24 protein-coding genes and 2 tRNA genes are annotated in these 26,458 nt (G+C 64.0%); 11 read left to right on the forward strand and 15 right to left on the reverse strand.

The features are described 5' to 3' along the window. Nucleotides 1–168 precede the first annotated feature (168 nt). The 4 genes from GYB83_RS05295 to GYB83_RS05310 form a co-directional block, all read right to left on the reverse strand. Nucleotides 169–681: a hypothetical protein gene (locus GYB83_RS05295; protein WP_161894480.1), complete on the reverse strand. Its 513-nt coding sequence runs from the start codon at nt 679–681 to the stop codon at nt 169–171. A 62-nt stretch (nt 682–743) separates the two neighbouring features. Then, nucleotides 744–1,718: a DUF7224 domain-containing protein gene (locus GYB83_RS05300; RefSeq protein WP_008381385.1), complete on the reverse strand. Its 975-nt coding sequence runs from the start codon at nt 1,716–1,718 to the stop codon at nt 744–746. Nucleotides 1,719–1,966: 248 nt separating this feature from the next. Further along, a complete protein-coding gene (locus GYB83_RS24055; RefSeq protein ID WP_052005477.1) occupies nt 1,967–2,665 on the reverse strand; it encodes an ATP-binding cassette domain-containing protein in 699 nt (232 codons plus the stop codon). 107 nt (nt 2,666–2,772) lie between these two features. Then, nucleotides 2,773–3,192 carry a hypothetical protein gene (locus GYB83_RS05310; RefSeq protein WP_008381387.1) on the reverse strand — a complete coding sequence of 140 codons (420 nt, stop codon included), beginning with the start codon at nt 3,190–3,192 and terminating at the stop codon, nt 2,773–2,775. Between the two features lie 625 nt (nt 3,193–3,817). Between GYB83_RS05310 and GYB83_RS05315 the strand changes: the two genes are divergently transcribed. Then, nucleotides 3,818–4,831 (forward strand): nuclease-related domain-containing protein, encoded by a 1,014-nt coding sequence (locus tag GYB83_RS05315; protein WP_157436193.1) that lies wholly within the window; start codon nt 3,818–3,820, stop codon nt 4,829–4,831. Nucleotides 4,832–5,127: 296 nt separating this feature from the next. Here GYB83_RS05315 and GYB83_RS05320 read toward each other — a convergent pair whose 3' ends face one another. Next, nucleotides 5,128–5,544, reverse strand: a complete 417-nt coding sequence (locus tag GYB83_RS05320) for a hypothetical protein (RefSeq protein WP_008381389.1) — start codon at nt 5,542–5,544, stop codon at nt 5,128–5,130. 852 nt (nt 5,545–6,396) lie between these two features. Here GYB83_RS05320 and GYB83_RS23345 point away from each other — a divergent pair. Continuing rightward, complete coding sequence (locus tag GYB83_RS23345) at nt 6,397–6,861, forward strand: hypothetical protein (protein WP_174316891.1); 465 nt, start codon at nt 6,397–6,399, stop codon at nt 6,859–6,861. 11 nt (nt 6,862–6,872) lie between these two features. Continuing rightward, complete coding sequence (locus GYB83_RS05330; RefSeq protein WP_161894481.1) at nt 6,873–8,489, forward strand: hypothetical protein; 1,617 nt, start codon at nt 6,873–6,875, stop codon at nt 8,487–8,489. 263 nt (nt 8,490–8,752) lie between these two features. Here GYB83_RS05330 and GYB83_RS05335 read toward each other — a convergent pair. From GYB83_RS05335 to dnaA, 10 genes are all read right to left on the reverse strand, one after another. After that, a tRNA-Ala gene (locus GYB83_RS05335) sits at nt 8,753–8,825 on the reverse strand. A 32-nt stretch (nt 8,826–8,857) separates the two neighbouring features. Then, a tRNA-Ile gene (locus tag GYB83_RS05340) sits at nt 8,858–8,934 on the reverse strand. Nucleotides 8,935–9,002: 68 nt separating this feature from the next. Beyond that, a complete protein-coding gene (locus tag GYB83_RS05345) occupies nt 9,003–9,794 on the reverse strand; it encodes a DUF3566 domain-containing protein (protein ID WP_161894482.1) in 792 nt (263 codons plus the stop codon). Between the two features lie 52 nt (nt 9,795–9,846). Beyond that, nucleotides 9,847–12,348: a DNA gyrase subunit A gene (gene gyrA / locus GYB83_RS05350; protein ID WP_161894483.1), complete on the reverse strand. Its 2,502-nt coding sequence runs from the start codon at nt 12,346–12,348 to the stop codon at nt 9,847–9,849. A gap of 98 nt (nt 12,349–12,446) precedes the next feature. Further along, the gene (gyrB, locus tag GYB83_RS05355) at nt 12,447–14,495 is read right to left on the reverse strand and encodes a DNA topoisomerase (ATP-hydrolyzing) subunit B (protein ID WP_161894484.1); all 2,049 of its coding nucleotides are present in this window, start codon (nt 14,493–14,495) and stop codon (nt 12,447–12,449) included. Between the two features lie 175 nt (nt 14,496–14,670). Then, a complete protein-coding gene (locus GYB83_RS05360; protein ID WP_161894485.1) occupies nt 14,671–15,225 on the reverse strand; it encodes a DUF721 family protein in 555 nt (184 codons plus the stop codon). Beyond that, complete coding sequence (gene recF, locus GYB83_RS05365) at nt 15,218–16,414, reverse strand: DNA replication/repair protein RecF (RefSeq protein ID WP_161894486.1); 1,197 nt, start codon at nt 16,412–16,414, stop codon at nt 15,218–15,220. The genes GYB83_RS05360 and recF overlap by 8 nt, the downstream gene beginning before the upstream one ends. Nucleotides 16,415–16,424: 10 nt before the next feature. Then, on the reverse strand, nt 16,425–17,372 hold the full coding sequence (gene gnd / locus GYB83_RS05370; protein ID WP_228461216.1) for a phosphogluconate dehydrogenase (NAD(+)-dependent, decarboxylating): 948 nt from the start codon (nt 17,370–17,372) through the stop codon (nt 16,425–16,427). A gap of 1 nt (nt 17,373) precedes the next feature. After that, nucleotides 17,374–18,576, reverse strand: a complete 1,203-nt coding sequence (gene dnaN / locus GYB83_RS05375) for a DNA polymerase III subunit beta (protein WP_161894488.1) — start codon at nt 18,574–18,576, stop codon at nt 17,374–17,376. Nucleotides 18,577–19,091: 515 nt separating this feature from the next. Further along, complete coding sequence (gene dnaA / locus GYB83_RS05380; RefSeq protein WP_161894489.1) at nt 19,092–20,609, reverse strand: chromosomal replication initiator protein DnaA; 1,518 nt, start codon at nt 20,607–20,609, stop codon at nt 19,092–19,094. 313 nt (nt 20,610–20,922) lie between these two features. Between dnaA and rpmH the strand changes: the two genes are divergently transcribed. The 8 genes from rpmH to GYB83_RS05420 all read left to right on the forward strand — a co-directional run bounded on the left by rpmH (nt 20,923) and on the right by GYB83_RS05420 (nt 26,452). Then, nucleotides 20,923–21,066 carry a 50S ribosomal protein L34 gene (rpmH, locus tag GYB83_RS05385; RefSeq protein WP_006337454.1) on the forward strand — a complete coding sequence of 48 codons (144 nt, stop codon included), beginning with the start codon at nt 20,923–20,925 and terminating at the stop codon, nt 21,064–21,066. A 28-nt stretch (nt 21,067–21,094) separates the two neighbouring features. After that, nucleotides 21,095–21,508 (forward strand): ribonuclease P protein component, encoded by a 414-nt coding sequence (gene rnpA / locus GYB83_RS05390; RefSeq protein WP_161894490.1) that lies wholly within the window; start codon nt 21,095–21,097, stop codon nt 21,506–21,508. After that, nucleotides 21,505–21,798, forward strand: a complete 294-nt coding sequence (yidD, locus tag GYB83_RS05395) for a membrane protein insertion efficiency factor YidD (RefSeq protein ID WP_161894491.1) — start codon at nt 21,505–21,507, stop codon at nt 21,796–21,798. Before rnpA ends, yidD begins: the two co-directional genes overlap by 4 nt. 13 nt (nt 21,799–21,811) lie before the next feature. Continuing rightward, on the forward strand, nt 21,812–22,960 hold the full coding sequence (gene yidC / locus GYB83_RS05400) for a membrane protein insertase YidC (protein WP_161894492.1): 1,149 nt from the start codon (nt 21,812–21,814) through the stop codon (nt 22,958–22,960). Nucleotides 22,961–23,009: 49 nt separating this feature from the next. Next, a complete protein-coding gene (locus GYB83_RS05405) occupies nt 23,010–23,534 on the forward strand; it encodes a Jag family protein (RefSeq protein ID WP_161894493.1) in 525 nt (174 codons plus the stop codon). Nucleotides 23,535–23,670: 136 nt separating this feature from the next. Continuing rightward, complete coding sequence (rsmG, locus tag GYB83_RS05410; RefSeq protein WP_161894494.1) at nt 23,671–24,387, forward strand: 16S rRNA (guanine(527)-N(7))-methyltransferase RsmG; 717 nt, start codon at nt 23,671–23,673, stop codon at nt 24,385–24,387. A gap of 62 nt (nt 24,388–24,449) precedes the next feature. Next, nucleotides 24,450–25,394 (forward strand): ParA family protein, encoded by a 945-nt coding sequence (locus tag GYB83_RS05415; RefSeq protein WP_161894495.1) that lies wholly within the window; start codon nt 24,450–24,452, stop codon nt 25,392–25,394. Next, nucleotides 25,394–26,452, forward strand: coding sequence for a ParB/RepB/Spo0J family partition protein (locus GYB83_RS05420; protein WP_161894496.1), 1,059 nt, complete (start codon nt 25,394–25,396; stop codon nt 26,450–26,452). The genes GYB83_RS05415 and GYB83_RS05420 overlap by 1 nt, the downstream gene beginning before the upstream one ends. Nucleotides 26,453–26,458: the final 6 nt, after the last annotated feature.

Consider the following 26,458-nt stretch of genomic DNA (forward strand, 5'->3'; position numbering starts at 1 on the left):
TGCTGAACGGTCCGACGCACCAGTGCGAACTACAAATGGGCGGCAGTGGGGCCTACTACAGAACTGATCCTGACGGACTTTGACCTCGTCGGCACCAACGAAGAACCCTACGCGTAGTGAAGTTGGAGTTCAATTGTCGCGGCTTCGTTGAAGAGATATCGTGCCGAACTAGTTTGCGACCGGTGTCACAGACCGAATTGATTCGGCGGCTAGCCCCGCGGCAAGTACACAGGCCGCTATCACAACGCTGACCCGTGAATCATGCTCGTCGGCGATCCATGCCCACAAGGACCTTGATGTACCGAATACGACTGCCATCAAAAGATAGACAACTGGCGGCACTACGGCCATCTCCGAGGACATCACGGTCCGACAGAGGAGCATCAGGCCAGTGAGCCCGACTGCAATTCTAACTCCTAGTATCGCAGCTGGAACCGGCCCACCTGATAGGACAATGGTGACGATCGCATACACGGACAGCAGCAGTAAAACCAACCCGGCATCGTACCGGCTGATACGACGCACCGCACGCCGATCGGCAGAGAGATTCGCTCGACTCAGGCTCGCGGCTGCAACTATGGCGATCAGGGCCGGAATGAAGAGAGCGGCCGTGACGGGCACCTGCGAAACGCCAATTATCCGCGGCACCGGGAACTCGTTGTCACCCAGTGAAGCGGTCACGACCGCAACCAACACAACAACGACGAGTGAGGGGAGAACGAACCGATTCTTTGCCCACAATGTCACGGTTCCATAGCCTCCGGGGATACATCTCCGCAGTTCGCTATCGCATTGAGGGTTCTATCTAGCCAGGCGGCCTGCTTTGCTGGCGACTTCTGTTCGATGCGTTGGACGAGTTCGGTTACGCCCGGCACGTCGGTATTTGCGTTCACACCAGACCTACGCAGAAGCCACAGTTCAATAGGATCCAATGCGGGCGCGTATCCGGATGGATTCTCGGCACATACTGGGAGGTGGTTCACGACAGCATTGGTCAACGACTGCCGAATATCGATATCTGGGGCGTCAGGAATGATCATGAACACGACTTCGCTGGGCGAGGTCGTGATAGCTCGATACGTACCTGGCGAATCGAAGCCAGCACGCTTCCAGTCCGTTCGCACAGATGCGATTATCGCTGCGACATTGCCGTCATCGTCAGAGATCTCAGGCCACGTACAATAGGTCACCTCGTCGCTTGAACTGCACACAAGCGGTGTTGACCGTTCTACGTCGGCTGTGGGCCCAACATCACTTGTCGATGCGGCGCCGATGAAGGCTGCCGCCAGTGGGATGATGATGGCAATACTAATCCATATCGCGCGTCGCTGATTTCCAACAGTCGTGATCAAGACGAGTGCGGCGAGTGCGATTGCAAGGTTCTGAATTGTCCCGGCCCAAAATACTGTTGCTGAAAGCTCACTCTCAATTCCGCAGCACCCAATCCATGAACCGTTGAGATTTCTGATCCAGTACGGTTGGACCGCGCCAGGCATCACCATCCAGAGATATCCGACGACGAGCATGAGGGGGACACTGATAGCACGACGAGCTAAACAGCCGAATGCTCCGCCAATCAGGGCGAAGCATCCGACAGTGCTGATCACCCCCACAGCAACCTCCCACGGAGGCAACAGTGAACCAGAATGAAACGCGCCCGCCCCGTAGGCGATGATGCTGACAAGAATAGTCGCGGGACCAATCACGTTCCCGATCACAGAGATCCGATACCGAACACCGGGGTACTCGACTAGATGAGAATCCCGAAGCCGACCACACTCATAAGCGGCAAGCGCACCCGCTGCTGGCGCCAAGAACATGAGTACTTCAGTGCCATCAATCCAGTCACCTAGTCGATATCGGATAGGCCCGACAGGAACCAGCGTTAGGTAATAGGCTGAGATAATGGCGAGTATAGGCGATATCCAGAAGGCAGGCTGGATCCGAAGTCTCGTTAGGATCTGCATTACAGCGACGACTTTACGAAGTGGGAGTACGCTCGTTCAGCCGACTCAACGCCTGTCCGGAGACTACGGCCGTGCGACATGAACTCGGACGCTGATCCGGAGAAGCAGAGACGACCAGCGTCGAGCACCGCTACGGCGTCGAACGTGGACGACAGTTCGTCGGTTTCATGTGTCGAGATGATGATATCGATTCCGTGGTGTGCGGCCAGCTCCCGAACCAGTTGGCGAAAGGATCTCTTCTGGCTGGGGTCCAACCCTGCTGTCGGTTCATCGAGCAAGAGCATGCTCGGCGAGGAGACCAATGTCTGAGCGAGTCCAAGTCGGCGAAGTTGGCCCCCTGAAAGGTGCGTGGCCTTGTCCCCGGATCTGTCGCTGAGGTCTACATTGCGAAGGGAATCTGATGCGCTAGCCCAGGCGGCCGACTTGCTCATTCCGGCGACCCACCCGTAGTAGGCAACCTGCTCTCGACAGGTTAATCCCACTACGGGTGTGATCGTCTGCGGCATCCAGCCGACAGCTCGTCGGATATCCCTCCCCGACAGAACGGCGCCTCGTCCATCGACATGGCGGACTGTTCCACGAGTGGGGCGAAGAGAGTTTGCACCAACTCCTAGGAGTGTCGACTTGCCGGCTCCGTTCGGGCCGAGCAGCACCGTCAAACCACGACCGCTACGCCAACTGAAGTCGCTGAGCGCCATCCGCCGCCGCCATAGCCCGCGATACTCGAAAGTGACTTCCTTGTACTCCAACAAGTGGAAACCCTGTCGCTAGCTGAAACGTTGGTCCTGTCGATGAGATCGCTCAGCTAGTAGCGGACTCGAACGAACGAAGCATTCAGCTGGCGGAATCCGCCCGAGTACCCATTGATTTTCTCAATCCGGAAGAAGTACTTTCCGGACGCCTTCCGCCCCCAGTTTCCGAAAGCACTTGCGGAGCAGTTGAGGCGCTTGGTTCCGTGGTCCTCGTCGGGCTGAAAGGGGCGGTCTTTTCGTAGCATGACATCAGCTGATGCCAAAGCCATTCCCGCAGTCTTCTCGCGGCAGTTGTCAAACCGGACAGTCGTTGCGGCCGCGTCGGAGTTTCCGTCGGTCCAGCGCCGTGACTCGAATCCCGTGAGCACGCCCGACAGTTTCGTCGTGAATTCTGCTTCCGCCCGCGCCGGGCCTGCCGCCAGAAACGTGAGCCCGAGCAGCAGCGTGCAGACCAATAGCGTGAGTCTTCTCATTTACATCCCCCTGGTTGTGGCCTGACGCCAGCCGCCTGACCGTATTACGACCTTAGAGCGATCAAGGCCGACATGTGCGACTTTGACCACTCTCGAGCTTTTTGTCAATAGAGGCGCTTAAGTTCATAGCCGACCAGCCCCAACCAGGTCCGATGGCCCAGACTCTCGAGACCAAGTCTAAAGTCGTACATCAGGCTGGCCGGTCATCGGATCCAGGGATACCTTCAGCCTCGTTCCCGCGCAACGTACTGCGCCAACGGCCTCGTCGTACAGACTCAAGTCGGGCGTGCTATTCGTGATTCTCCAGCGGCGCATGCTGCTCGTCGTGAAAGATCGATCGTGCGACAAAGCCCCGACGTCTGGACCCGGATACACCGTCGACTGTGGCCGCATTAGCGCGGGAGCTGGCCAACTCGGTGGATACGGGTGTGCCTACCCGCACCGTAGTTCCGTGGCGCTCGGAGCCAGCCGAGGTGCACTCGAGTCGCGAGAAGAAGGAGGACAGTGGTCAAGTCGCATCTTCTGCAACTTGAACTCGGCTCGCGATCCAGACTGAACAGCCCCTGTCGGGCGGGCGGGACGGATTGTGTCAGTGGGATGACGTCTAATGAGGCGTATGGACACTATGACCGTCTTCTTAGCGCTGCTTGTTACCGCTCTCGTCTGTGCGCTGGTGGCGTCGGCAGTGCTCGTACGCCGCCGAGTCGCCAAAGCTGCCGTTGCGATGCACAGTCGCGAACAGTATCTGCTTCAGGCGCACCAGATGCGGATGGGAGAGGCGGCCGGTGAGTTCTCCCGGATTCTGGCTGCTAGTCAGGCCGACCACACCGCCGAGATTTCTGCTCTGAAGATCGCTCATCAGAACGAGCTGTCCGAAGCGGAGGTTGCACGGGATGTCATCCGACACCGAGCCGACCTCCTGCAGGAGAAGCAGGACAAGCTCCTCGCCCAGGGGGACCGCTATTCACGCGACCGCATAGTGTCGGTCTGTCGGGAACTGGATCGATCAGCGATGGTCTTCAGCGGTGTCATGTTTCGCCCTGCCGACAGCGACGTCTATGCCCAGATCGACCACATAGTCCTCGTCGCCGGGCGGATCATGATCGTGGAGAACAAGTACTGGGACGCGGTCGTGCTGGACGGCGCTGCCCCGCGGGAGGGCGCGCTGGCTCACCTCCTCAGCGAGATTGAAGTGAGTGCCGTTGAGCGCGGCGACCTCGCCTTGCGAGTCGCGCGCCGCGGGGCGTCGATCCAGCTCTACGCCCACGGATCGACCAGATCGAGCGAGTCCACATCGAACAAGAAGTTCTCGCGCGTGACTGTTTCGGACGTGAAGGAACGGACCCCTACTACCCAAGTCAAAGTCCAGGCCGCGCGACTCCGTTCACTGTTTGAGGCCCATGACATAGCCTGCGGTTGGATCGACGCCTGCGTGTACTACTCCCATCCCAATTCCTATTCTCACTTGCGAGCGCACGATCAGGCGGTCGCACTGGTCGGGAGCACCTCTGACCTTCGTGGTTGGCTTCGCGCTAGTTTGAGTCGTCGCGGATCCGCATCGGTCGACATGCCCGCGGTCGCCGCCATTCTTGACGGCCTCAGTCTGGACGTGTCGCGTAGCACGGAAACTGGCCGTTGAAACGGCTTCCCACTCTACATCGACGCCCGCAACCTCGCCGTCAAGAGCGGTCGAGCGCTCCAGCTTTGCGTAGTAACTCCAACGTCTCAGTTCGATCTAGGTTCGGCTCTGATGCACATTCCTGACCCCTCCTCGTCGCGTCATCGCTATGATCTTTGCGCTCCCATTGTCGCGTGGCATGAGCATCTTTCACTAGTACCCGTCCGTGAAGGGCTGGCACTTACGGCAATCCGCAAGAAGTCGACCCACTTTGGTGATCTGGATGGACGTAGTCCAAGCTTGGCTACTAGTCGGGGCTATCGACCGATCGTCTGGTCCCCAGCTCGGACAGCTGCGGTCCCAGCTTGGACTTGCGCCGCGAATTCAGTTGCATAGCGGAGGAGCTGCGGGGCCGTCATTTCGATCGGGTCTTCGTCGAGGACGCGGAGCACCGACCTGTAGTTGAGTGTGGGGTTGATTGTGGTGAACCACTGTCGGACCTGCAGATCACTGAGAACAGACTGGAGTTCCTGAACGATCTGGAAGACGACTGTCAGACGAACGAGCGCGCGTTGGCGAAGATTCTGGTTGCCGGTGGCCCAGTTTCGTAGAGTGCGTGGGTCGCTGACGCCGACGGCTGCAGCAGCTGTGTCGATACTCAGCACGTCGACGATCGTGAAGGTCATCGTGGCTGGCGATGCTGTTACCGCCTGCTGAAACGAGTTTCCTTCCATAGTCTCCTCCTTATATCCGCACTCGACACGCCGAGTAAACATCTCCACAATTGTCGAGTTGAATGCTAGTGTTGACCTCACATTCGAAGCCACGTCCGGGAGTTCCAACCTGGACGTGGCTTTTCTGTTTCATACACCCGAGGGGGCAACACTGGGAATCAATCGGGCACGACCATTCTGATCTCTTCTCGCAGCGAAGAGATCACGTTCGGCAAGCCAACCCTTGCCGAACGACATCAGGCACCGACCAAACTGGTCGGCACCTGACATCTCAACGGCGGTCGCCACCGCCGTCCTGAACCCGCCTAGGAGTTCCTTCGTGACGATACACGCCATTCTGTGCTGCCTGCGGACGCCGCGCGCCTCCACTCGCCATCTTCATAGGGTGCGAGCGCAATGAGGGGCACCAGTGTCGACACGGCGATCGACTTGTACGTCCCGACATCGATTGGGGCGATCGAGTGGGGGTTGATCGCCGATTCGGCACGACGGATCACTCGGTCCAGTGCCCCCGCTACCGGCACCTCGGCAAGTCATCGAATCCTTGCGATCACTCAATTGCTCCTGTGGGCCCACCGCCTCGGCCTACCGACTGATGTCGAGGAACTCTTCACCCCGGAGGTCATCGAACGATACGTGGCCACCGGATGTCCGAACCTCAGCCCTGCGAGCCGTGGTACTCGCCGGTCGGTGCTCCGGACGATCGGGCGGCGCGTAACTCGCCGCGCCCGGTGGGATTCGGCCGCGCCGGCATACCCGACGGCCAGGCCGTACCAGCCGTACACGACCCGGGAATGCGAATGGCTCGTCGAATGCGCACACTCACAGGCAACCGCCGGCCGACAACGCGTCATGACCGTCCTACTCGGACTGGGGCTCGGCGCCGGGCTCGCTCCGGACGAAATCGCACACCTCACCGCGCGACGCATCATCACCGTCACACCTGGTCGGCACGCGGTCGCGCTGGAACAACGTATCGTCCCAATCCGGACCGCCTATGCGCCGCTCATCGTGGACCTCGCGGCACAGCTGCCCGCTGATACTCCTCTGATTCGCGACAAGGCGGTGCCACGCATCGAAACGTTGTGGTCGCTGTTGCAGCCATGTGAGGTCCCGGTTCCGCTTCAACCACTAACAGTTACCCGTTTGCGCACGACGTGGGCCCACGATGCCCTGAACTCGCCCATCCCGCTACCACACGTCGTCGGGGCGTACGGCCTACGAAGCGCGACGTTCATTGAGCCGTTGATGCCCGCGCTTCTGGCATCTATTGACCCTGAAACAGTGGTCGCCAACTCCGCGCTCTACGAATTTTGATCAGGCGTGCTGTGAAGCTCCGGCATGTCGACACGATCGTGGTTGGCGACGGCCCACCCTCCAGTGACCTCAACTTCACTATCGCGTACAACGCTGCGCTGCAGAGCCGCGCCCGGCGTCTGCTCGATATCGTCATGATTCACGAGAGCCGTGGAAGGCCGCGAAAGTTCCTTCCGTCGCAGTTCTTCGCTCTGGCTTACCTGACAGTGCTTGCGCACCGCCCGCTGCACTACACACAGATCTACGAAACGTACTGTGGCCTTACACCTGACCAACGCGAAACTCTTGGCTTGCGAGACGACCTCCACTACGACCAAGTCCGCTACTTCGGTGAACGTGTGAAACAACTGGTCGTGGCTGGACGCGTGGAAATGGTGGATCTCATGAACGGGATCTTCGACGCCCAGATCCCAGCGCGGACCACCATGTCGGTATCGGTGGACTCGACCGACTACGAAACGTACGGACGCATCCGGGCATTCTGGTCGGCCGATCGTGATCCAGCGCCGACATCCCATGATCAAGCGCAATCGGACGTGGTCGAACTCAAGTCGCGGAGGACTGGTTGGCCGTTGCTTGGGGACGACGGTCGACCCCAGCGAACCAAAGACCCCGACGCTCGAGACGGGCATCGTTCGGCACACAACAATCGGGCATCGGGACCGTTCGTGGGCTACGACCTGACTCTTGGTGTCAACACGCGCCCCTACGGTTCGAAAACCACCGTTCCGAACTACATAGTCTCAGCGAATCTCACCCCAGCTGGCAGTCACCACGCAAAAGCGGCACAGCCGATGATCGATCTGCTGCAGGCTCGCGGCCACACCATCACCGATGTTCCAGCCGATCGGGCCTACAACTACGCCAAACCCGAACTCTGGACACAACGACTCCGCGACAACGGTATCGAACCCGTCTTCGACCTGACCAAGAAGCAACGAACCCCCAAACCCGGTCCCATCCACGGGACTGTCGTGATCGACGGGACACTGTTCACCCAGGCGCTGCCAGAGAACCTCCGCCATCTGCCCGCTCACAGCCGCGACATGACCGTGGAGAAGCACCAGGAACTCGCCGAACGCTACGACGAGCGCTACGCCAATTACGGGTACAAGCCGATGACAACCCGAAACCGCCGGACACGGTTCCGCGGCCCCGTCCGAGCCGACCGCGCCACTTCGCCGATTCGGTGCCCGAACACCCCGTACTCCATGCGCGGCTCCCAGGACCGGCCCACCACCACATGCGCTAGTCGATGCGGTTGCAGTGGGACCGTCACCCTTCCTGACAGTTACCTTCCGAACATCCGCCAGCGGAACCCCTACGGCACCACAAAGTGGTTCAAGGACTATTACAGGCGCAACGCCGTTGAATCGGCCAACAGCCAACTTCGAGACGCGCAGCCGCTCGAACGCGGATACACACGAGTCTTCGGCCGGATCAAGAACGCGTTTCTCCTCGGCTTCACGATCTTCGCCCACAACCAACGCTGCATCGTCAACCACTTCCACCTCCGCCGACAGAACGTCCCGCCGCAGTTCCCGCTCACCCACAGACCACTCACACCCGACACCCAAGCCCCGGCGCCACGACACACCACCACACGACCACGCGCACCCAGCGGCTGAGCCGCAGCGTCGTTTCCCGAATCACACAGTCACAACATCCGAGGCCGTGTCGGCCAACCACGCCCTCAACGCCTTGCCGGCCTGTCAAGTCAACGAGAACCGCTCACAGCGCCGAAGAACCGGCCCCGTACACCATTCATGACTGGCGTTTAAGCTCCTCCGCACCTCCCCAAGGGACGCACATCGCACGAAAAAGCCCCAGGCGATCACAGCCTGGGGCTTTTCCAAATTCATCGAGGATACTTTTCCAAATATCCCACTTGTGGAGCCTAGGAGATTCGAACTCCTGACATCCGCCTTGCAAAGGCGGCGCTCTACCAACTGAGCTAAGGCCCCTGGTTCCCGACCGAAAGTCGGGAGGGTGGTCATGGTGGGCCTAGGAGGACTTGAACCTCCGACCTCTTCGTTATCAGCGAAGCGCTCTAACCGCCTGAGCTATAGGCCCTTGAACCGAGATGGAACATTACCCGACGTATCTGTAAGTACCAAAACGGCTGGTCAGCGGCCGAGAGGTCAGTCGAGATCGGCCAGGGTCACTTCGACGCCGCCGACCATGTCGGCGCACACGTTGTAGATGTAGGCCGAGATCGTCGCGATGCCGGTGATGAGGATCGCCGCGACCACACCGAAGCCGGCAGAGAAGCCGAACACCATGCCCGCCCCGATCAGATCGGAGCCGCTGCTGGTGCCCTGTGAGTCGACGAGCGTGCCGAACGAGCTGTTGATCTGGTCCCACACCCCCATGCCCGCCAGGACGCCGTACAGGACGGCCACGGCGATCATCCAGATGAAGAAGCCCGCGATCGAGAGGACGCCCGACACCTTGAACACCGACCACGGGTCCACGCGACGGATCTGGACGGCCGCTCGCAGCGGCACACCGATCGCCCGCGACGGGATGGTCTGCGACTGCGCGCGGGCAGCGGCGGCCTTCCCCTCCTTCGACACGTCCACCTGGTGAATCGCGTCCAGATCGGGCAGCTGATCCTTCTTCGCGAGATCGTCACGCGGGATGTTCCGCGTCTCCGACTCGACGAACGCCGGCTTGTCGGCCGGCTTCGGCGGAACCGGGGCCGACGCGGGCTGCGCGGGTGGTCCGACGGTCGGGATCGGGCCCGACGTCGGCGCCGGACGCTGCCCCGACACGACCCCGCGAGGAGCGGGGCCGGTCGGACGCGCGTCGTCGGCCGACGCGGACGCTGCCATCTGACCCGCGGTCAAGCCGGTAGACGTCGACTTCTCCCCCCGCTTCCACGGGGGTACGACCTGGCCGCGGTCGGCGTTCTGGTCGTCAGGTGTGCTCACAAGCGAATCCTCACTGGACGGGTGACAAGACCCACCCTAAACGCAACAGGGCTCAATTCTGCTCTGCCGCGCCCTCTTCCGGCTCGTCGGCATTGCGTGCGATCGCCAACAGGTTGTCGCCGTCCGACAGGTTCATCAGACGGACGCCCTTCGTCTGACGTCCGGCCTTCCGGACCTGCTTCGCGAGCGTCCGGATCACGCCACCGCCGGACGTGATCGCGTACACCTCGCTGTCGAGGTCGACGATGATCGCGCCGACGAGCTCGCCGCGCTTCGGGTCGTACTGAATCGTCAGCACGCCCTTGCCGCCGCGGCCCTGCGCCGTGTACTCACTGATCTCGGTGCGCTTGGCGTAGCCGCCCGACGTCGCGACAAGCAGGAACGTGTCGTCCTGGACCACGTTGAGCGAGAGCAGCTCGTCGTCGTCGTTGAAGCGCATGCCCTGGACTCCGGACGTCTGACGTCCCATCGGGCGCAGCGCCTCGTCGTCCGCGGTGAAGCGGATCGACTGGCCCTTCTTCGACACCAGCAGCAGATCGTCGTCGCCGCTGCACAGCTGGGCTCCGACGAGCTCGTCGTCGCCGCGCAGGTTGATCGCGGCGAGGCCGCCGGAGCGGTTCGAGTCGAACGCGTCCAGACGCGACTTCTTGACCAGGCCGTTGCGGGTGGCGAGCACCAGGTATGGGGCGTGGTCGTAGCCCGAGATGCGGATGACCTGCGCGATCCGCTCCTCCGGCTGGAACGCCAAGAGGTTCGCGACGTGCTGGCCGCGCGCGGTGCGGTTGGCCTCGGGCAGCTCATACGCCTTCGCCCGGTAGACACGGCCCTTCGTCGTGAAGAACAGGAGCCAGTCGTGTGTGCTCGACACGAAGAAGTGGGCGACGATGTCGTCCTGCTTCAAACCGGCGCCCTGCACACCCTTGCCGCCGCGCTTCTGGCTGCGGTACAGGTCGGTCTTGGTGCGCTTGGCGTAGCCGGTCTCGGTGATCGTGACGACGACGTCCTCACGCGCGATGAGGTCTTCATCGGTCACGTCGCCCTCGGCGGCGATGATCTTGGTGCGGCGGTCGTCGCCGTACTTGTCGACGACCTCCTTCAGCTCGTCCCGCACGATCGCGCGCTGACGCTCCGGACGCTCCAGGATGTCCTTCAGGTCGGCGATCTCGCGCTCGATCTCGGCCAACTCGTCGATGATCTTCTGACGTTCCAGAGCCGACAGGCGACGCAGCTGCATCGCCAGGATGGCGTCGGCCTGGATCTCGTCGATGTCGAGCAGGCTCATCAGCCCGCTGCGGGCGGCGTCGGTGTTCGCCGACGCTCGGATCAACGCGATCACCTCGTCCAGCGCGTCGAGCGCCTTCACCAGGCCGCGCAGGATGTGGGCCCGCTCCTCCGCCTTGCGCAGGCGGTACCTGGTGCGTCGGACGATCACTTCGATCTGATGCGCCACGTAGTAGCGGATCATCTGGTCCAGACGCAGGGTGCGCGGGACTCCGTCGACGATCGACAGCATGTTGGCGCCGAAGTTGGTCTGCAGCTGGCTGTGCTTGTAGAGGTTGTTCAGCACCACCTTGGCGACCGCGTCACGACGGAGCGTGATGACGATGCGCATGCCCTGGCGGTCCGACGACTCGTCGTCGATCTTGCTGATGCCCTTGAGTTTGCCGTCGTTGACCTGCTCGGCGATCGAACCGATCAAGTTGTCGGGGTTCACCTGGAACGGGAGCTCGGTGATCACCAGCTGGGTGGCGCCCTTGTTCTCCTCGATGTCGACGACGCTGCGCATGCGGATGCTGCCGCGGCCCGTCATGTAGGCGTCCTTGATGCCCTGGCTGCCGACGATCAGCGCGGCCGTCGGGAAGTCCGGTCCCTTCACGGCCTCCATGCACGCCTCGAGCGTCGCCTCCTCGTCGGCCTCCGGGTTCTCCAACGCCCAGAACACGGCGTCGGCCACCTCGCGCAGGTTGTGCGGCGGGATGTTCGTCGCCATGCCGACCGCGATGCCGCCCGATCCGTTGATCAGCAGGTTCGGGATGCGCGACGGGAGCACCGTCGGCTCCTCGGTCTTGCCGTCGTAGTTCGGGACGAAGTCGACGGTCTCCTCGGTGATGTCGCGCAGCATCTCCATCGCCAGCGGCGTGAGACGGGCCTCCGTGTAACGCATGGCCGCCGCGCCGTCGTTGCCTCGGGAACCGAAGTTGCCCTGGCCGTCGATCAACGGGTAGCGCATCGACCACGGCTGCGCGAGACGGACCAGCGCGTCGTAGATCGAGCTGTCGCCGTGCGGGTGGTAGTTGCCCATCGTCTCCGAGACGGGACGCGCCGACTTCACGTAGCCGCGCTCGGGGCGGAAACCGGCGTCGAACGACGCGTACAGCAGACGACGGTGCACGGGCTTCAGGCCGTCGCGGACCTCGGGCAGGGCGCGGCCCACGATCACGCTCATCGCGTAGTCGATGTAGGAGTTCTGCATCTCCTGGCCGAGGTCGACGGGATCGATGCGGTCGCCGGTGCCGTCGCCGTTCAACGGAGACAGGTCGGATTCGTCGCTCATGGGTTCACTTTCTTAAGTTTCGTCTCGACATGCTGCGTCTCGACTGCGCTCGACGATCTGGGGGCTCCCCACCGGATCGTCGAGCGCAGTCCGGAAGGTCACACGTCGAGGAAGCGGACGTCCTTGGCGTTGCGCGCGATGAAGCTGCGGCGTGCAGCGACGTCTTCGCCCATCAGGATCGAGAACAGTTCGTCGGCGGCGGCGGCGTCGTCGAGGGTGACCTGCTTGAGGACACGGACGTCGGGGTCCATCGTCGTCTCCCACAGTTCGCTGGCGTTCATCTCGCCCAGGCCCTTGTAACGCTGGATGCCGTCGGCCATGTTGATCTTCTTGCCCGCGGCCTTGCCCGCCTCGAGCAGCGCGTCGCGCTCGCGGTCGTTGTAGGCGAAGTCCGGGGCGGCGCCCTTCTGCCACTTCAGCTTGTACAGCGGCGGCTGCGCGAGGAAGACGTGACCCTGTTCGATCAGCGGCCGCATGAAGCGGAACAGGAGCGTGAGCAGCAGCGTCGCGATGTGCTGACCGTCGACGTCGGCGTCGGCCATCAGCACGATCTTGTGGTACCGCAGCTTCGCGATGTCGAACTCGTCGTGGATGCCGGTGCCGAACGCCGTGATGATGGACTGGACCTCGGCGTTCTTGAGGACGCGGTCGATGCGGGCCTTCTCGACGTTGATGATCTTGCCTCGCAGCGGCAGGATCGCCTGGTACATCGAATCGCGGCCCGACTTGGCCGAGCCGCCCGCGGAGTCGCCCTCCACGATGTAGACCTCGGACTTCTCCGGGTCCTTGGAACGGCAGTCGGCGAGCTTGCCGGGCAGGCCGCCGATGTCGGTGGCCGTCTTGCGACGAACCATGTCACGTGCGCGACGCGCCGCGGCCCGAGCCTGCTGCGAATCGGACGCCTTCTTGATGATGATCTTCGCCTCGGCCGGGTTGGCCTCGAACCAGTGCGCGAGGTGCTCGTTGCACGCCTTCTGCACGAAGCTCTTGACCTCGGTGTTGCCGAGTTTCGTCTTCGTCTGACCCTCGAACTGCGGGTCGGCGACCTTCACCGAGATGACGGCGGCCAGACCCTCGCGGACGTCGTCGCCGGACAGGTTCGGGTCCTTGTCCTTCACGAGCTTCTTGTCGCGCGCATACTTGTTGACCGTCGTGGTCAGCGCGGCGCGGAAGCCCTCCTCGTGGGTGCCGCCCTCATGCGTGTTGATCGTGTTCGCGAACGTGTGGACGCTCTCGGCGTACGAGTCGTTCCACTGCATGGCGATCTCGACCTCGTGGCCGGTGCCCTTGGCCGCGAAGCCGACGACCGACTTGTGCACCGGGTTCTTGGTGCGGTTGAGGTGCTTGATGTAGTCGACGAGACCGTCCGGGTAGTGGTACGTCCGAGTCTTGACCTTGGCGGCCTTCTCGGCGCGCTCGTCGGCGGTCTTGATCGATTCGGCGCCCTCCTCGCCCTCCACGTCGGGGGCCGCCTCGACGTCGGCCTCGGTGATCCGCTCGTCGGTGAGCGTGATGACCAGGCCCTTGTTGAGGAACGCCATCTCCTGGAGACGGCGGGCGACGGTCTCGGCGTTGAACTTGACCGTCTCGAAGATGTCGGCGTCCGGCCAGAACGTGACACTGGTTCCGGTGGTCGACGACGCCGCGCCCTTGACGAGCTCCGACGGCTTGGCGTTGGTGTACGTCTGGTTCCAGACGTGGCCGTCGACGTTGATCTCCAGGTCGACGCGCGTCGAGAGGGCGTTGACGACGGAGATGCCGACACCGTGCAGACCGCCCGACACCGCGTACGCGTCGGAGTCGAACTTGCCGCCGGCGTGCAGCTGCGTGAGGACGACCTCGACGGTGGGGATGCCGGTCGCGTGCATGGCGACCGGAATGCCGCGGCCGTCGTCGACGACGCGCACCGCGCCGTCTGCGCACAGCGTCACGTCCACACGCGACGCGAATCCCGCCATCGCCTCGTCGACCGAGTTGTCCACGACCTCCCACACGAGGTGGTGCAGACCGCGTTCACCGGTGGAGCCGATGTACATGCCGGGACGCTTGCGGACGGCTTCGAGGCCTTCGAGGATGCTGATGGAGTCAGCACCGTACTCGTTCGGCTTGCCCTTGTTCTTCGACTCGTTGCTACTGGTGTCGGCCACTACAGTGTCCGCTCCTGTTCATCTCGACAGTAGATAGAGCCAGTGTACGGGAGAGCGGTCTCCTGTTCGACCTGAGGCGCGGCGCGCCGCGCCCTGATTCGAACGCAGGGCGACTTTTTCGACTTCTGACGGGTCCGTTGATGGCCGCGCCGTCAACGAACCGTTGAATCGACCGTCAGCCGTACGTGTCGCGGGGCCCTCGACCCGACACGTGACGGGGACCCTTGCGCCACGACGGAGCCTGCGGTCCGACGATCCGAAGACTCTTCACCGCACCGTGCCCGATGGCCGCGGCGATCTTCGCGATGATCTGTCCCTGCATGTACCGCAGCTGGGTGGCCCAGGCCGTCGACTCGGCTCGGATGTGCAGCACGCCGTCCGCCATCCGTTCGGGCGTCGCGTGTGAGGCGATGTCCTCGCCGACGATCGACGGCCACATCCCGAACACGGTCCCCTCCGAGATCTTCGGCTCCCAGCCGCGCGAGCGCGCGATGCCGCCCGCGAGACGGCCGAGGGGCTGCGGGTCGCGGGAATCCGGGCCTGCCCCCGACCAGCTGCGACGCGATCGGTCGCCGCCGCGCTTGGGACGGATCGGCGCCGAACGACCCATGCCGACGGATTTGCCCGCGGCCTTGGCCTCCGCGCGAGCCTGTTCGAGCGCCTTGCGCGCCATCTCGTAGCCGCTGCGACCTGCCAGGGGATCGCCCGCCGTCGTGTCCTTCTCAGTCATTGCTCGACTCCCCGTTCGACGATGCGTCAGAGACGATCACCGACCGTCTGGGTCCATCATCGTCGGACACTCCGACATCGATCCGACGGCCGCCGACCGCAGCCGGAATGTCGTCGGCCACAGCGGCCGTGACCAGCAGTTGTTCGGCGCCCGCGGTGAACTCGGCCAGCTTCTCGCGGCGTCGGACGTCGAGTTCGGCGAATACGTCGTCGAGCATGATCACCGGATCCACGCCGTCCTCGCGGAGCAGTTCCACGCTCGCCAGACGGAGCGCGAGCGCGAACGACCACGACTCGCCGTGACTCGCGAAACCCTTCGCCGGCTCGTCGCCGAGCACCAGTTCGAGGTCGTCACGGTGCGGTCCGACAAGGCAGAGACCGCGGTCGATCTCCCGACCGCGCATGTCTTTCAGGCGCTGTCCGAGAATCTCGCGGATAGCGGGAACCGACTCGTCGCCGCCCGGCGACGCGTCCACTTCCAGCCCCGCCGCCGATCGGTACGCGATGGTCGCCGGTCGAGAATGCGGGGCGATGGCCGCATATCCGCCGGTCACGTGCGGGGCTATCTGCCGGACCACAGCCAGTCTCGCCGCAGTCACCTGGGCGCCGAGGTCCGCGAGCTGGTCGTCCCATACGTCGAGCGTGCTCATCACCGTGTCGGTCTCACCTCGACGCATCGCCGCACCCGCCGTCTTGAGCAGCGCCGACCGCTGACGCAGGACACGGTCGTAGTCGGCTTTCGCCCCCGCCGCGATCGGCCGCAGCTGCGCGACGAGTTCGTCGACGAAACGCCGCCGCTCCCCCGGATCGCCCCGCACCAACGCCAGGTCCTCGGGCGCGAACAGCACAGTCCGCAGGATGCCGAGCACTTCGCGGGTGCGCCGCACCGGCCGGGTGTTGATCGCGGCCTTGTTCGACCCCTGCGCCGCGATCGTGAGATCGACGGTCAGCTCCCGGCCGTCGTTCTCCACCGTCGCCGACACGCGCGCGGCGTCGCAACCGCTCCTGACCAGGGGCGCATCCGTCGACACGCGATGCGATCGCAGGGTCGCGACATAGAACAACGACTCGAGGAGATTCGTCTTGCCGAACCCGTTGCGTCCGACGAAGACCGTCGTCTCCGGAGCCAGCGTGAACTGCGCCGTCGGCCACGACCGGTAGTCGGTCAGTGCCAGTTCGCGGACGAACACCCTGCGATGACTAGTGCTTGGAGGTCTCGCCGACGCTCGCGCCGGAGCTGTCGCGCATGGCGTGCCCGCCGAACTGGTTGCGCAGCGCGGACACCGCCTTGAGCGCGGGCGACGTCTCCTGGCGCGATGCGAAGCGCGCGAACAACGCCGCCGAGATGACGTTCGCGGGCACCGAGTGGCGGATCGCCTCCTCGACGGTCCAGCGTCCCTCACCCGAGTCGGTCGTGTAGTCGGAGATCTCGGCGAGACCCGGATCCTCCTCGAGAGCACGGACCAGCAGGTCGAGCAGCCACGACCGGACGACGGTGCCCTGCGTCCAGGCGCGGAGCGTTCCGGTGACGTCTTCGATCAAGGGCTCGGCGTCGAGCAGCTCGTATCCCTCGGCGTACGCGTGCATCAAGCCGTACTCGATGCCGTTGTGCACCATCTTGGCGTAGTGACCGGCACCGACGGGACCGACGTGGACAAAACCGTTCTCCCGCGGGCCCTCGGGACGCAGCGCGTCGAAGATCGGCATGACCTTCGCGACGTCGTCCTTGCTGCCGCCGACCATGAGCGCGTAGCCGTTGTCACGGCCCCACACGCCGCCGGAAACGCCGCAGTCGAGGTAGCCGATGCCGTTCTCGGCGAGGAGATCGGCGTGCGGCTGGTCGTCGCTGAATCGTGAGTTGCCGCCGTCGATGACGACATCGCCGGGCGACAGGAGGCCCGCGAGCTCGGTGACCGAGTTACGGGTGATCTCGCCGTGCGGCACCATCAGCCACACCACACGAGGCGCCTCGAGAGCGTCGACGAGTGCCGCGAGATCGGGCACGTCGGACACCTCGGGGCGCGGGTCGTAGCCGACCACCTCGTGGCCCGCATCCTTGACGCGGGCCCGCATGTTGTCACCCATCTTGCCGAGGCCGACAAGTCCGAGCTGCATGGTTCTAGTCCTCTCGAAACGTTGAAAGCGCAGGTCAGCCCGGAAGTCGGACCGGCATGAGCAGGTAGCTGAACTCGCTGTCCGGGGCCGGATACAGGCCGGACTCGTCGGCGACGGGATCCTCGCCCGACGTGGGACGCAGCACCGCCGGACGGACCGCGGCGCGGCGCTCGCCGCTGCCGTCGGGCTCGGGGTTGGTGAAGCCGAACTCCACGACCGACGAGCCGATCGCGGCGAGGCCGTCGAGCAGGTAGGTCGGATTGAACGCGATCAGGATCGGTTCGCCGAAGAACGAGACCGGCACTTCTTCCTCGGCCTTACCCGCTTCGTCGCCACCGGCGGTGAGCAGCACGAAGTCGCGGCTGAAGTCCATCCGCACCTGGGCTCCGCGTTCGGCGACGAGGGCGACGCGCTTGATCGCCTCGATGAGGGGCGCGCTCTCGACCGTCGCGACCGAGGTGTGCCCCGCGGGGAACAGCTGGCGGAACTTCGGGAACTCGGCGTCGAGGAGACGCGTCGTGGTCTTCTTCGCGTTGTTGGTGATGCCGAGGATGCCGTCTGAACCGATCGCGTGGACCGAACCGAAGGCGAGATCGACGGCCCCCGTCCCGTCCGAACCCGCCGACTTGGCGGCTTCGGAGAGCGTCTTCGCAGGCACGAGGGCAGCACCCGCCGCGCCGCCCGCGGTCGGAGCCCACTGGAGTTCGCGGACCGCGAGTCGGAATCGGTCGGTGGCCGCGAGAACCACCTTGTCGCCGTCGATCTCCACGCGCACACCGGTCAGCATCGGCAGGGTGTCGTCGCGTCCGGCGGCGACGGCGACCTGCGAGACGGCCTCGGCGAACAGCTCGGCGGGGACCGTCCCGGTGGTCTCGGGGACGTCGGGCAGGTCCGGGTAGTCCTCGACGGGCATCGTGGGCAGGGAGAACTTGGAGCTGCCGCACGAGATCGCGACCCGCGACCCGTCGATCGTCACGTCGACGGGCTTGTGCGGGAGGGCCTTGGTGATGTCGGCGAGCAGCCGCCCCGAGACCAGCGACTTCCCGATCTCGGCAACCTCCGCCGAGATGGTCTGCGTAGCGGAGACCTCGTAGTCGAAACCGGACACCTGCAGGCCGTCGTCACCCGCGGTGAGGACGACGCAGCCGAGGACCGGCACGGGCGGACGTGACGGCAGGCTCCTGGCGACCCACGCGACGGCGTCGGCGAACTCGTCGCGCATGACACGGAACTTCATCTGCGGTGAATGCCCTTCTGCTGGTCCGGCCCGCAGCGCACAGCGTGCGTCGGCCGACGACGCGGTGTGCGTCGGATGAATCCCACTTTAGAGCGACGACGCGGGGTCATCGCAACACCGGGCCGATTCGGACGAGGTCGCTCGACGCGGCCACGCGTCGGCGACCTGTGCATCCACACTCCTACTTTTAAAGGAAGATCTCTAGAAAGAAATTCTAAGTAGTAGTAGGCCCTGTGAAATCTGTGGACAACGACCGTAACTGCTGGTCACGTCGCCTCCGAGCGTGTGGAGATTTAAGGACTGAAGTTGTGGAAAATTCATCGAGGCTGTGGACCCACAGACTTATCCACACTGTGCACAACTCCTGTGCACAACTTTCGGGCTTGTCGTCACCAAGTTGTCCACAGGCGTGCTCGACGCGGCACCTGGGGTTTTAGCGGAGCGACACGCCGAGGACGACACGGCGAAATCACCCGTTCGTGTCGCGGTCGGAACCCTGTCGGCTCACTTGAGGGTCACCGGTTCGCGCGCTGCTTCACGCGCGCGGTGAGCTCCTGGACGTGGTCGTAGACCTTCGGACGCTCCGGCATCTCCTTGTTGATCTTCTTCACCGCGTGCATGACCGTCGTGTGGTCGCGGTCGAACGCCTCACCGATCTTCGGCAGCGACAGATCGGTGAGCTCGCGACACAGGTACATGGCGATCTGCCTGGCCTGCGTCACGTTGCGCACCTTGCTCGGGCCACGGAGGTCCTCGATGGAGATGTCGAAGTACTCGGCGGAGATCGCGAGGATGCTCGCCGCGCTGATCTCGATGCCGCCGTCGTCGGGCATGAGCGCCTTGAGCACCACTTCTGCCAGCGACCGATCGAGTTCGGCGTTCTGCAGTGACGCGAACGCCGTCACGCGGATCAGGGCGCCCTCGAGTTCGCGGATGTTGCGTTCGATCTTCGAGGCGATCAGCTCGAGCACGTCGTCGGGCGCCGCGAGCTTGTCCATCTGTGCCTTCTTGCGGAGGATCGCGATGCGCGTCTCCAGGTCCGGCGGCTGGACGTCGGTGATCAGTCCCCACTCGAACCGGGTGCGGAGACGGTCTTCGAGCGTCGCCAGCTGCTTCGGCGGACGGTCCGACGAGACCACGATCTGCTTGTTCGCGTTGTGAAGCGTGTTGAACGTGTGGAAGAACTCCTCCTGGATGCCCTCACGGCCCTCCAAGAACTGGATGTCGTCGATGAGCAGCATGTCGATGTCGCGGTACCGGCGCTTGAACACGGCTCGGCGGTCGTCGCGCAGCGAGTTGATGAAGTCGTTCGTGAACTCTTCCGTCGACACGTACTTCACGCGCATGCCCGGGTAGAGGCGCTGCGCGTAGTGGCCCGCGGCGTGCAGGAGGTGGGTCTTGCCGAGGCCGGACTCTCCCCAGATGAACAGCGGGTTGTAGGCGCGCGCCGGATTCTCGGCGACGGCGACCGCAGAGGCGTGTGCGAACCGGTTCGACGCACCGATGACGAAGGTGTCGAACGTGTACCTCGGGTGCAGCGACGTCGTGCTGGCGTCCGCGGGCGTCGCGACATCGCGGTCCTGGAAGTAGGTCGTCCACTCGCGAGGCCCGGGATGAGGACCTTGAGTCGGCTGATCGTCGTAGTTGAGCGACGCGAACTGTCCGGATGGTGTGGCATCGGTCACCGGTGTGACTGGTGTGACGGAAGGGGTTGTCCCCACGGTCTCCACAGGAGCGGGCGCCACCTCTTGCGGCTCGGCGACGCGCACCGCGATGTCCACAGTCTGGTCGAGATGACGGTTCAGCGTGGCACGGATCAGATCGCGCAGATCGCGCTCGATCTGCTCCTGGACGAGCGGCGTCGGGACGGCGAGCAGCGCAAAACCCTCGGTCATCGTCAACGGCTGAACCAGCGACAACCAGGCCTTTTGCATGCGCGAAAGCGGCTGCGCACCTTGGGGTCCCGTTCCATCGGTCAGTTCAGCGACGACCTTGCTCCACACATCGTTGAACGATTCCCGATCGCTCGGCATCCCTCGCCCCCTCACTGGTTTGTCCACAGACGCAGAGCTAAAGCGTGCCATGAACGACGGCGCCGATGCGAACTTCTCCACACAGTTGTCCACATCTGTGGACAAAGCTGTGAACAAAGCTGTGAACAAATCCCAAGGCTGTAATTCCACTGGGGCGGATCGAGCCTGGTGGGGAGCGGTTTGATTCGTGGGGCGGCTCTGAGTAGTCTCGGAGGGTCGTCCAAGCACGCCTGCTGTTCATTCCCGAAGGGGAATTGAGACCGGTGTGCGCTGGACCGAGGACCATCAGCAGTATCGACCCAAGGAGTACCCAGTGGCTAAGGGGAAGCGTACTTTCCAGCCGAACAACCGTCGTCGCGCTCGTGTGCACGGCTTCCGTCTGCGCATGCGTACCCGCGCCGGCCGCGCCATCGTGAACGGTCGCCGCTCCAAGGGCCGCGCCAAGCTGACCGCCTGATTCGGCGCGCACCCGATCGCGCCGATCGGTGACCGCCGACTCCAGGCGGATCTCCACGAGATCCGACTTCACCCGCACACTGCAGTCTGGTGTGCGGGTTTCGGTGCGTGATCTGGCGATTCATCTGGCGCCCGTGAGCGCGCAATGGCCGGACGACACCGGACTGCGCGCCGACGTCGCACTGCACGGCGGACCCTGGCTCGGACTGATCGTGTCCAAGAAGGTCGGCAACGCCGTCGTCCGACACCGTGTCGCACGACGACTTCGTCATGCCTTCGCCCAGGTGCGTCCCGAACTCGACAACCCGGAGACGTTCGTCGTCCTGCGGGCCTTCCCGTCGATCGCGACACGATCGACGGACGAACTGGCCGAGGCGCTGCGCGCCGGATTCGCTCACCCCAGGGCACGTACGGCGTTCGCACGAGCGAGTTCGCCGTCATGAGCGCGCTGCAGAGTCTGTACACGCTCCCGCGACGATCCCTGATCTTCGTGGTCGAGCTGTATCGGACGTGGATCTCCCCTACGCGCATGCCGACATGTCGATTCGAACCGACATGCAGCGGATACGCCGTCGAAGCGCTGACCAGGCACGGATTCCTCTGGGGTTCGGTGCTGTCGGTGTGGCGACTGCTCAAATGCGGACCCTGGCACAAGCCCGGTTACGACCCGGTGCCGGAGAACGGTCCCCTCCACGCTTTCCACCAGCGGCGCCGCGGCGTCGTCATCAGATAGGGGTCATTGAGCCGTGCTCAACTTCATCTACTACCCGGTGTCTTGGATCATGTGGGTCTGGCACTGGTTGTTCGACCACATCACGCCGAACACGCCGGGCGGCGACGGTGTCGCCTGGGCGCTCTCCGTGGTGTTCCTGGTCTTCACGCTGCGCGCCATCCTGTACAAGCCGTTCGTCAAGCAGATCCGCACGACGAAGCAGATGCAGGAAATCAACCCGCAGATGCAGGCGATCCGCAAGAAGTACGCCAACGACCGGGTCAAGATGACCGAGGAGATGCAGAAGCTCCAGAAGGAGCACGGGTTCAACCCCCTTCTCGGCTGCCTCCCGATGTTCATGCAGATCCCGGTGTTCATCGGCCTGTTCCACGTCCTCCGCTCGTTCAACCGAATGGGCGCGGGCACCGCGATGCCGTTCGGTTCGCCCGCATCGCCGATGACGGCGGAAGAGACGCGCTCGATCGGCAACTACGCTTTCAGCCCCGACCAGGTCGCGAACTTCCTTGATGCTCGCCTCTTCGGTGTGCCGCTGTCGTCGTACATCACTGAGCCCGTCGACCAGTTCCAGGCGTTCGTCCAGAAGGGCGAGGTCATCGACTTCACCCGCTGGCAGATCGCCGTGGTCGTCATTCCGCTCATGATCGTGGCCTCGATCGCCACGCACATGAACTCGCGTGCATCGGTGGCTCGCCAGTCGGCGGACGCCGCCGACAACCCGCAGACGCGCATCATGAACAAGCTCGCGCTGTACGTCTTCCCGCTCGGCATCCTCGCGACCGGTCCGTTCTTCCCCGTCGCCATCCTGATCTACTGGGTGAGCAACAACCTCTGGACCTACGGTCAGCAGCACCTCGTCTTCGGTCGCATCGCGAAGGAAGAGGAAGAGGCCAAACTCGCCAAGGAGGAGCGGAACAAGGCGAACGCTCCCAAGCCGGGCGCCAAGCCCGGCGAGAAGACCAAGCATGTCGTGAGCGAGACCGTCGACGTCGCGAAGTCCACCGATCTGACGAAGAAGTCTGCCGCCACGACCGAGGCCGACGCCACCGTCGTGGAGAAGCCCGCCAAGCCCGCGCCGGGCCAGCGTCCGGCCAACCGGCCCGGTGGCGCCAAACAGGCGGGCAACAAGCGCAACAAGAAGACCAAGCAGGGTCGCAAGCGCTGAGCGCAGTCGGCACCGCACGAACCTTTCCGAGATAGATAGAGGTACAACCATGACCGGTGACGCTGCACAGGCGCCCGTCGAACCCGATGTCGAGGTCGAAGAGATCGACGAAGAGGACCGTTTGGTCGAAGAAGGCGAGATCGCGGGCGACTACCTCGAGCAACTGCTCGACGTGCTCGACTTCGACGGTGACATCGACCTCGATGTCGACGGCGATCGTGCGATCGTCAGCATCGACGGCGGCAGGGATCTGTCGAAGCTCGTCGGCCGTGACGGCGAGGTGCTCGACGCGCTCCAGGAACTGACGCGTCTCGCGGTGCAGCAGGCGACGGGCGACCGCAGTCGTCTGATGCTCGACATCGGCCGCTGGCGCGCGGACCGTCGCGACCGACTCGCTCGTCTGGGCACCGAGGTGTCCGAGCGGGTTCGCGACAACGGCGGACGTGAGTCGCTCGATCCGATGACGCCGTTCGAGCGCAAGATCGTGCATGACGCGGTGGCCGCCGTCGACGGTGTCTACAGTGAGAGCGAAGGCGCGGAGCCCAAGCGGCGGGTTGTCGTCATCAAGGAGTGACCACTCCCCTCCCCCGCGCATGATGAGAGAAGTCCCGGCCACCCGGCCGGGACTTCTGTCGTTTCACAGGGGAGAATGACAAGCATGTGATTCACCGCGGTTTCACGTGAAACGCGGAGCGAGTGAACGGGGACAGATGACTGAGGATGACAACGCCGTCGAATGCGAGCCGACACCGGCGACCGCGACGGACGTGTTCGGGGATCGACTGGAGTTGGCGGAGGGGTACGCCCGGATGCTGACTGACGAAGGGGTCCTCCGGGGGCTCATCGGGCCGAGTGAAGTGCCTCGACTGTGGACGCGTCACATCTTGAACTGCGGGGTCCTAGGTGAAGCGATCGAGGACGGTTCGACCGTTTTCGACATCGGATCGGGCGCGGGATTTCCCGGCATTCCCCTTGCCATCGCGAAACGTCACGTGTCGATTACCTTGATCGAACCGCTGCTTCGTCGCACGACCTTCTTGGACGAGGTGGTCGCCGAGCTCGGCCTCGACAATGTGACAGTCGTGCGCGGGCGCGCGGAAGAGAAGGCGATCGTCTCGACGGTCGGAACGGCCGACGTCGTCACCTCGCGCGCGGTCGCTCCCCTGGAGAGGCTTGCCGGCTGGTCGGCTCCATTGATCGCAGTCGGTGGACGACTCATCGCGCTCAAGGGCAAATCGGCCGCCGAGGAGATCGAACGTGATCGCGCCGCTGTGCGAAAGGTCGGCCTCGCGGACCTTCGAGTAACACAGTGCGGCGTCGACGTCGTCGACGAGCCGACGACTCTGCTTCTCGGAACTCGTGTCGAAACAGAGCGGGACGCCGCGGCCGCGCGCCGCGCCGCTCGTCGAGCCAAGCGGAAGCGGTAGAGCAATTGGTGTCATTTCGGCGCAGGGCGCACAATGGAAGCAACGACAAAAGGAGCCCCGGGGTGCCCCACTACGAACCCTCCGTTTCACGTGAAACGCCGTCCGCTCACTCCGCGCAACCGTACGCGGACACTCCGATCGCCGCAGCCGCGGAGCGTGCCAGCCAAGTGCTGACGCCGGGCGCGTCCGGTACCCTCCCCCGCCCGGCCAGTCCGCGGATCATGACTGTCGCCAATCAGAAGGGCGGCGTCGGCAAGACGACGTCCGCGGTCAATCTCGCGGCCGGCCTCGCGATCCACGGTCTCGGCGTCCTCGTCATCGACCTCGATCCGCAGGGCAATGCGAGCACGGCGCTCGGTATCGACCATCGGCAGCCGGGCATCGCCTCCGTCTACGAGATGCTGCTCGACGACGTCCCGCTCCGTGACGCGATCCAGCGATCTCCGGCCAACGAGCGCCTCTACTGCGTTCCGTCGACGCTCGATCTCGCAGGCGCCGAGATCGAACTCGTGTCGGTCGTCGCTCGCGAGAGTCGACTGCGAAACGCGCTCGATCACGACGTCCTGGCCGAGCTCGGCATCGACTACGTCCTGATCGACTGCCCGCCGTCGCTCGGCCTGCTCACCGTCAACGCGATGGTGGCGGCGCGTGAAGTGCTCATCCCCATCCAGTGTGAGTACTACGCTCTCGAGGGCGTCGGACAGCTCCTGCGAAACATCGAACTCGTCCAGGCTCACCTGAACAAGGAGCTGCACGTGTCGACGATCTTGCTGACGATGTACGACGGGCGGACGAAGCTCGCCGATCAGGTCGCCGCGGAGGTACGGGGACACTTCGGCGACAAGGTGCTCTCGACGATCATCCCGCGCAGCGTGAAGGTGTCCGAGGCTCCGGGCTTCGGTATGACGATCATCGAGTACGACCCGGGTTCACGTGGATCCATGAGCTACTTGGACGCGTCGCGAGAACTCGCACAGCGCGCATCGGTCGAAGGAGGCCTGGCCTGATGGCACAGCAGCGTGACGCTCAGCGGCGCGGTGGTCTCGGACGGGGGCTCGCCGCTCTCATCCCGACGGGGCCGACGGAAGAAGGCAACGGAACCAACACGACACGCATGGGTGCGGCGGCCGCCGATGTCGTGATCGGTGGTGGCACGGGCACCGTTCCGAGGCCTGGGTCGACGATCTCGTCCGACCCGTTCGCCGACACGACGCGACCCGTCGTCGATGACGAGCTCGGCGCCGTGTACCGCGAGATCCCGCCGTCGGAGATCGAGCCGAACCCCCATCAGCCGCGTACCGTCTTCGATGAAGAGGCGCTCGCCGAGCTCGAGCACTCCATCAACGAGTTCGGACTCATGCAGCCGATCGTCGTGCGGGAACTCCCCTCCCCCACCGCCTCGGGCATCAAGTATCAGCTCATCATGGGCGAGCGCCGGTGGCGTGCGAGCACCAATGTCGCTCTCGGCGCAATCCCTGCGATCGTCCGTCAGACGCCCGACGGCGACATGTTGCGCGACGCCCTGCTCGAGAACATTCATCGTGCGCAGTTGAACCCGTTGGAAGAAGCGGCCGCCTATCAGCAGTTGCTCGAAGAGTTCGACGTGACACATGAAGAGCTCGCGAACCGTCTCGGACGATCGCGGCCGGTCATCACGAACATGATCCGTCTGTTGAAGCTGCCCATCCCGGTGCAGCGTCGCGTGGCCGCAGGTGTGCTGTCGGCCGGGCATGCCCGCGCCCTGCTCTCGTTGGAGACCGGAGCGGATGCGCAGGAGGCCCTGGCTGCTCGGATCGTCGCGGAAGGCCTGTCCGTTCGGGCGACGGAAGAAGCGGTCACCCTCGCCAACCACGACGGGGCGACTCCCACCGCGGTTCCGCGCAAGCGTCAGCCGATGCAGATGCCCGGGCTGCAGGACGTCGCGGACCGGTTGTCCGATCGTCTCGACACCAAAGTCACGGTCAGTCTCAGCAAGCGTAAGGGCAAGGTGGTCATCGAGTTCGGGTCGGTCGACGATCTCGAGCGGATCGTCACGGTGATCGCCGAGAACACAGACCGTCGATAGATGCCC

The organism is Gordonia spumicola, from assembly GCF_009932475.1.
GTDB lineage: Bacteria > Actinomycetota > Actinomycetes > Mycobacteriales > Mycobacteriaceae > Gordonia > Gordonia spumicola.

What these genes read in the sequence shown, in the direction of transcription:
- GYB83_RS05420 (WP_161894496.1), top strand. Translation starts at nt 25,394, where the DNA reads ATGGCACAGCAGCGTGACGCTCAGCGGCGCGGTGGTCTCGGACGGGGG.
- GYB83_RS23345 (WP_174316891.1), top strand. Translation starts at nt 6,397, where the DNA reads ATGACCGTCCTACTCGGACTGGGGCTCGGCGCCGGGCTCGCTCCGGAC.
- dnaN (WP_161894488.1), bottom strand. Translation starts at nt 18,576, where the DNA reads ATGAAGTTCCGTGTCATGCGCGACGAGTTCGCCGACGCCGTCGCGTGG.
- GYB83_RS05405 (WP_161894493.1), top strand. Translation starts at nt 23,010, where the DNA reads ATGACCGGTGACGCTGCACAGGCGCCCGTCGAACCCGATGTCGAGGTC.
- gyrA (WP_161894483.1), bottom strand. Translation starts at nt 12,348, where the DNA reads ATGAGCGACGAATCCGACCTGTCTCCGTTGAACGGCGACGGCACCGGC.
- GYB83_RS05320 (WP_008381389.1), bottom strand. Translation starts at nt 5,544, where the DNA reads ATGGAAGGAAACTCGTTTCAGCAGGCGGTAACAGCATCGCCAGCCACG.
- dnaA (WP_161894489.1), bottom strand. Translation starts at nt 20,609, where the DNA reads ATGCCGAGCGATCGGGAATCGTTCAACGATGTGTGGAGCAAGGTCGTC.
- GYB83_RS05315 (WP_157436193.1), top strand. Translation starts at nt 3,818, where the DNA reads ATGACCGTCTTCTTAGCGCTGCTTGTTACCGCTCTCGTCTGTGCGCTG.
- rsmG (WP_161894494.1), top strand. Translation starts at nt 23,671, where the DNA reads ATGACTGAGGATGACAACGCCGTCGAATGCGAGCCGACACCGGCGACC.
- GYB83_RS05310 (WP_008381387.1), bottom strand. Translation starts at nt 3,192, where the DNA reads ATGAGAAGACTCACGCTATTGGTCTGCACGCTGCTGCTCGGGCTCACG.
- GYB83_RS24055 (WP_052005477.1), bottom strand. Translation starts at nt 2,665, where the DNA reads ATGGCGCTCAGCGACTTCAGTTGGCGTAGCGGTCGTGGTTTGACGGTG.
- GYB83_RS05360 (WP_161894485.1), bottom strand. Translation starts at nt 15,225, where the DNA reads ATGACTGAGAAGGACACGACGGCGGGCGATCCCCTGGCAGGTCGCAGC.
- yidD (WP_161894491.1), top strand. Translation starts at nt 21,505, where the DNA reads ATGAGCGCGCTGCAGAGTCTGTACACGCTCCCGCGACGATCCCTGATC.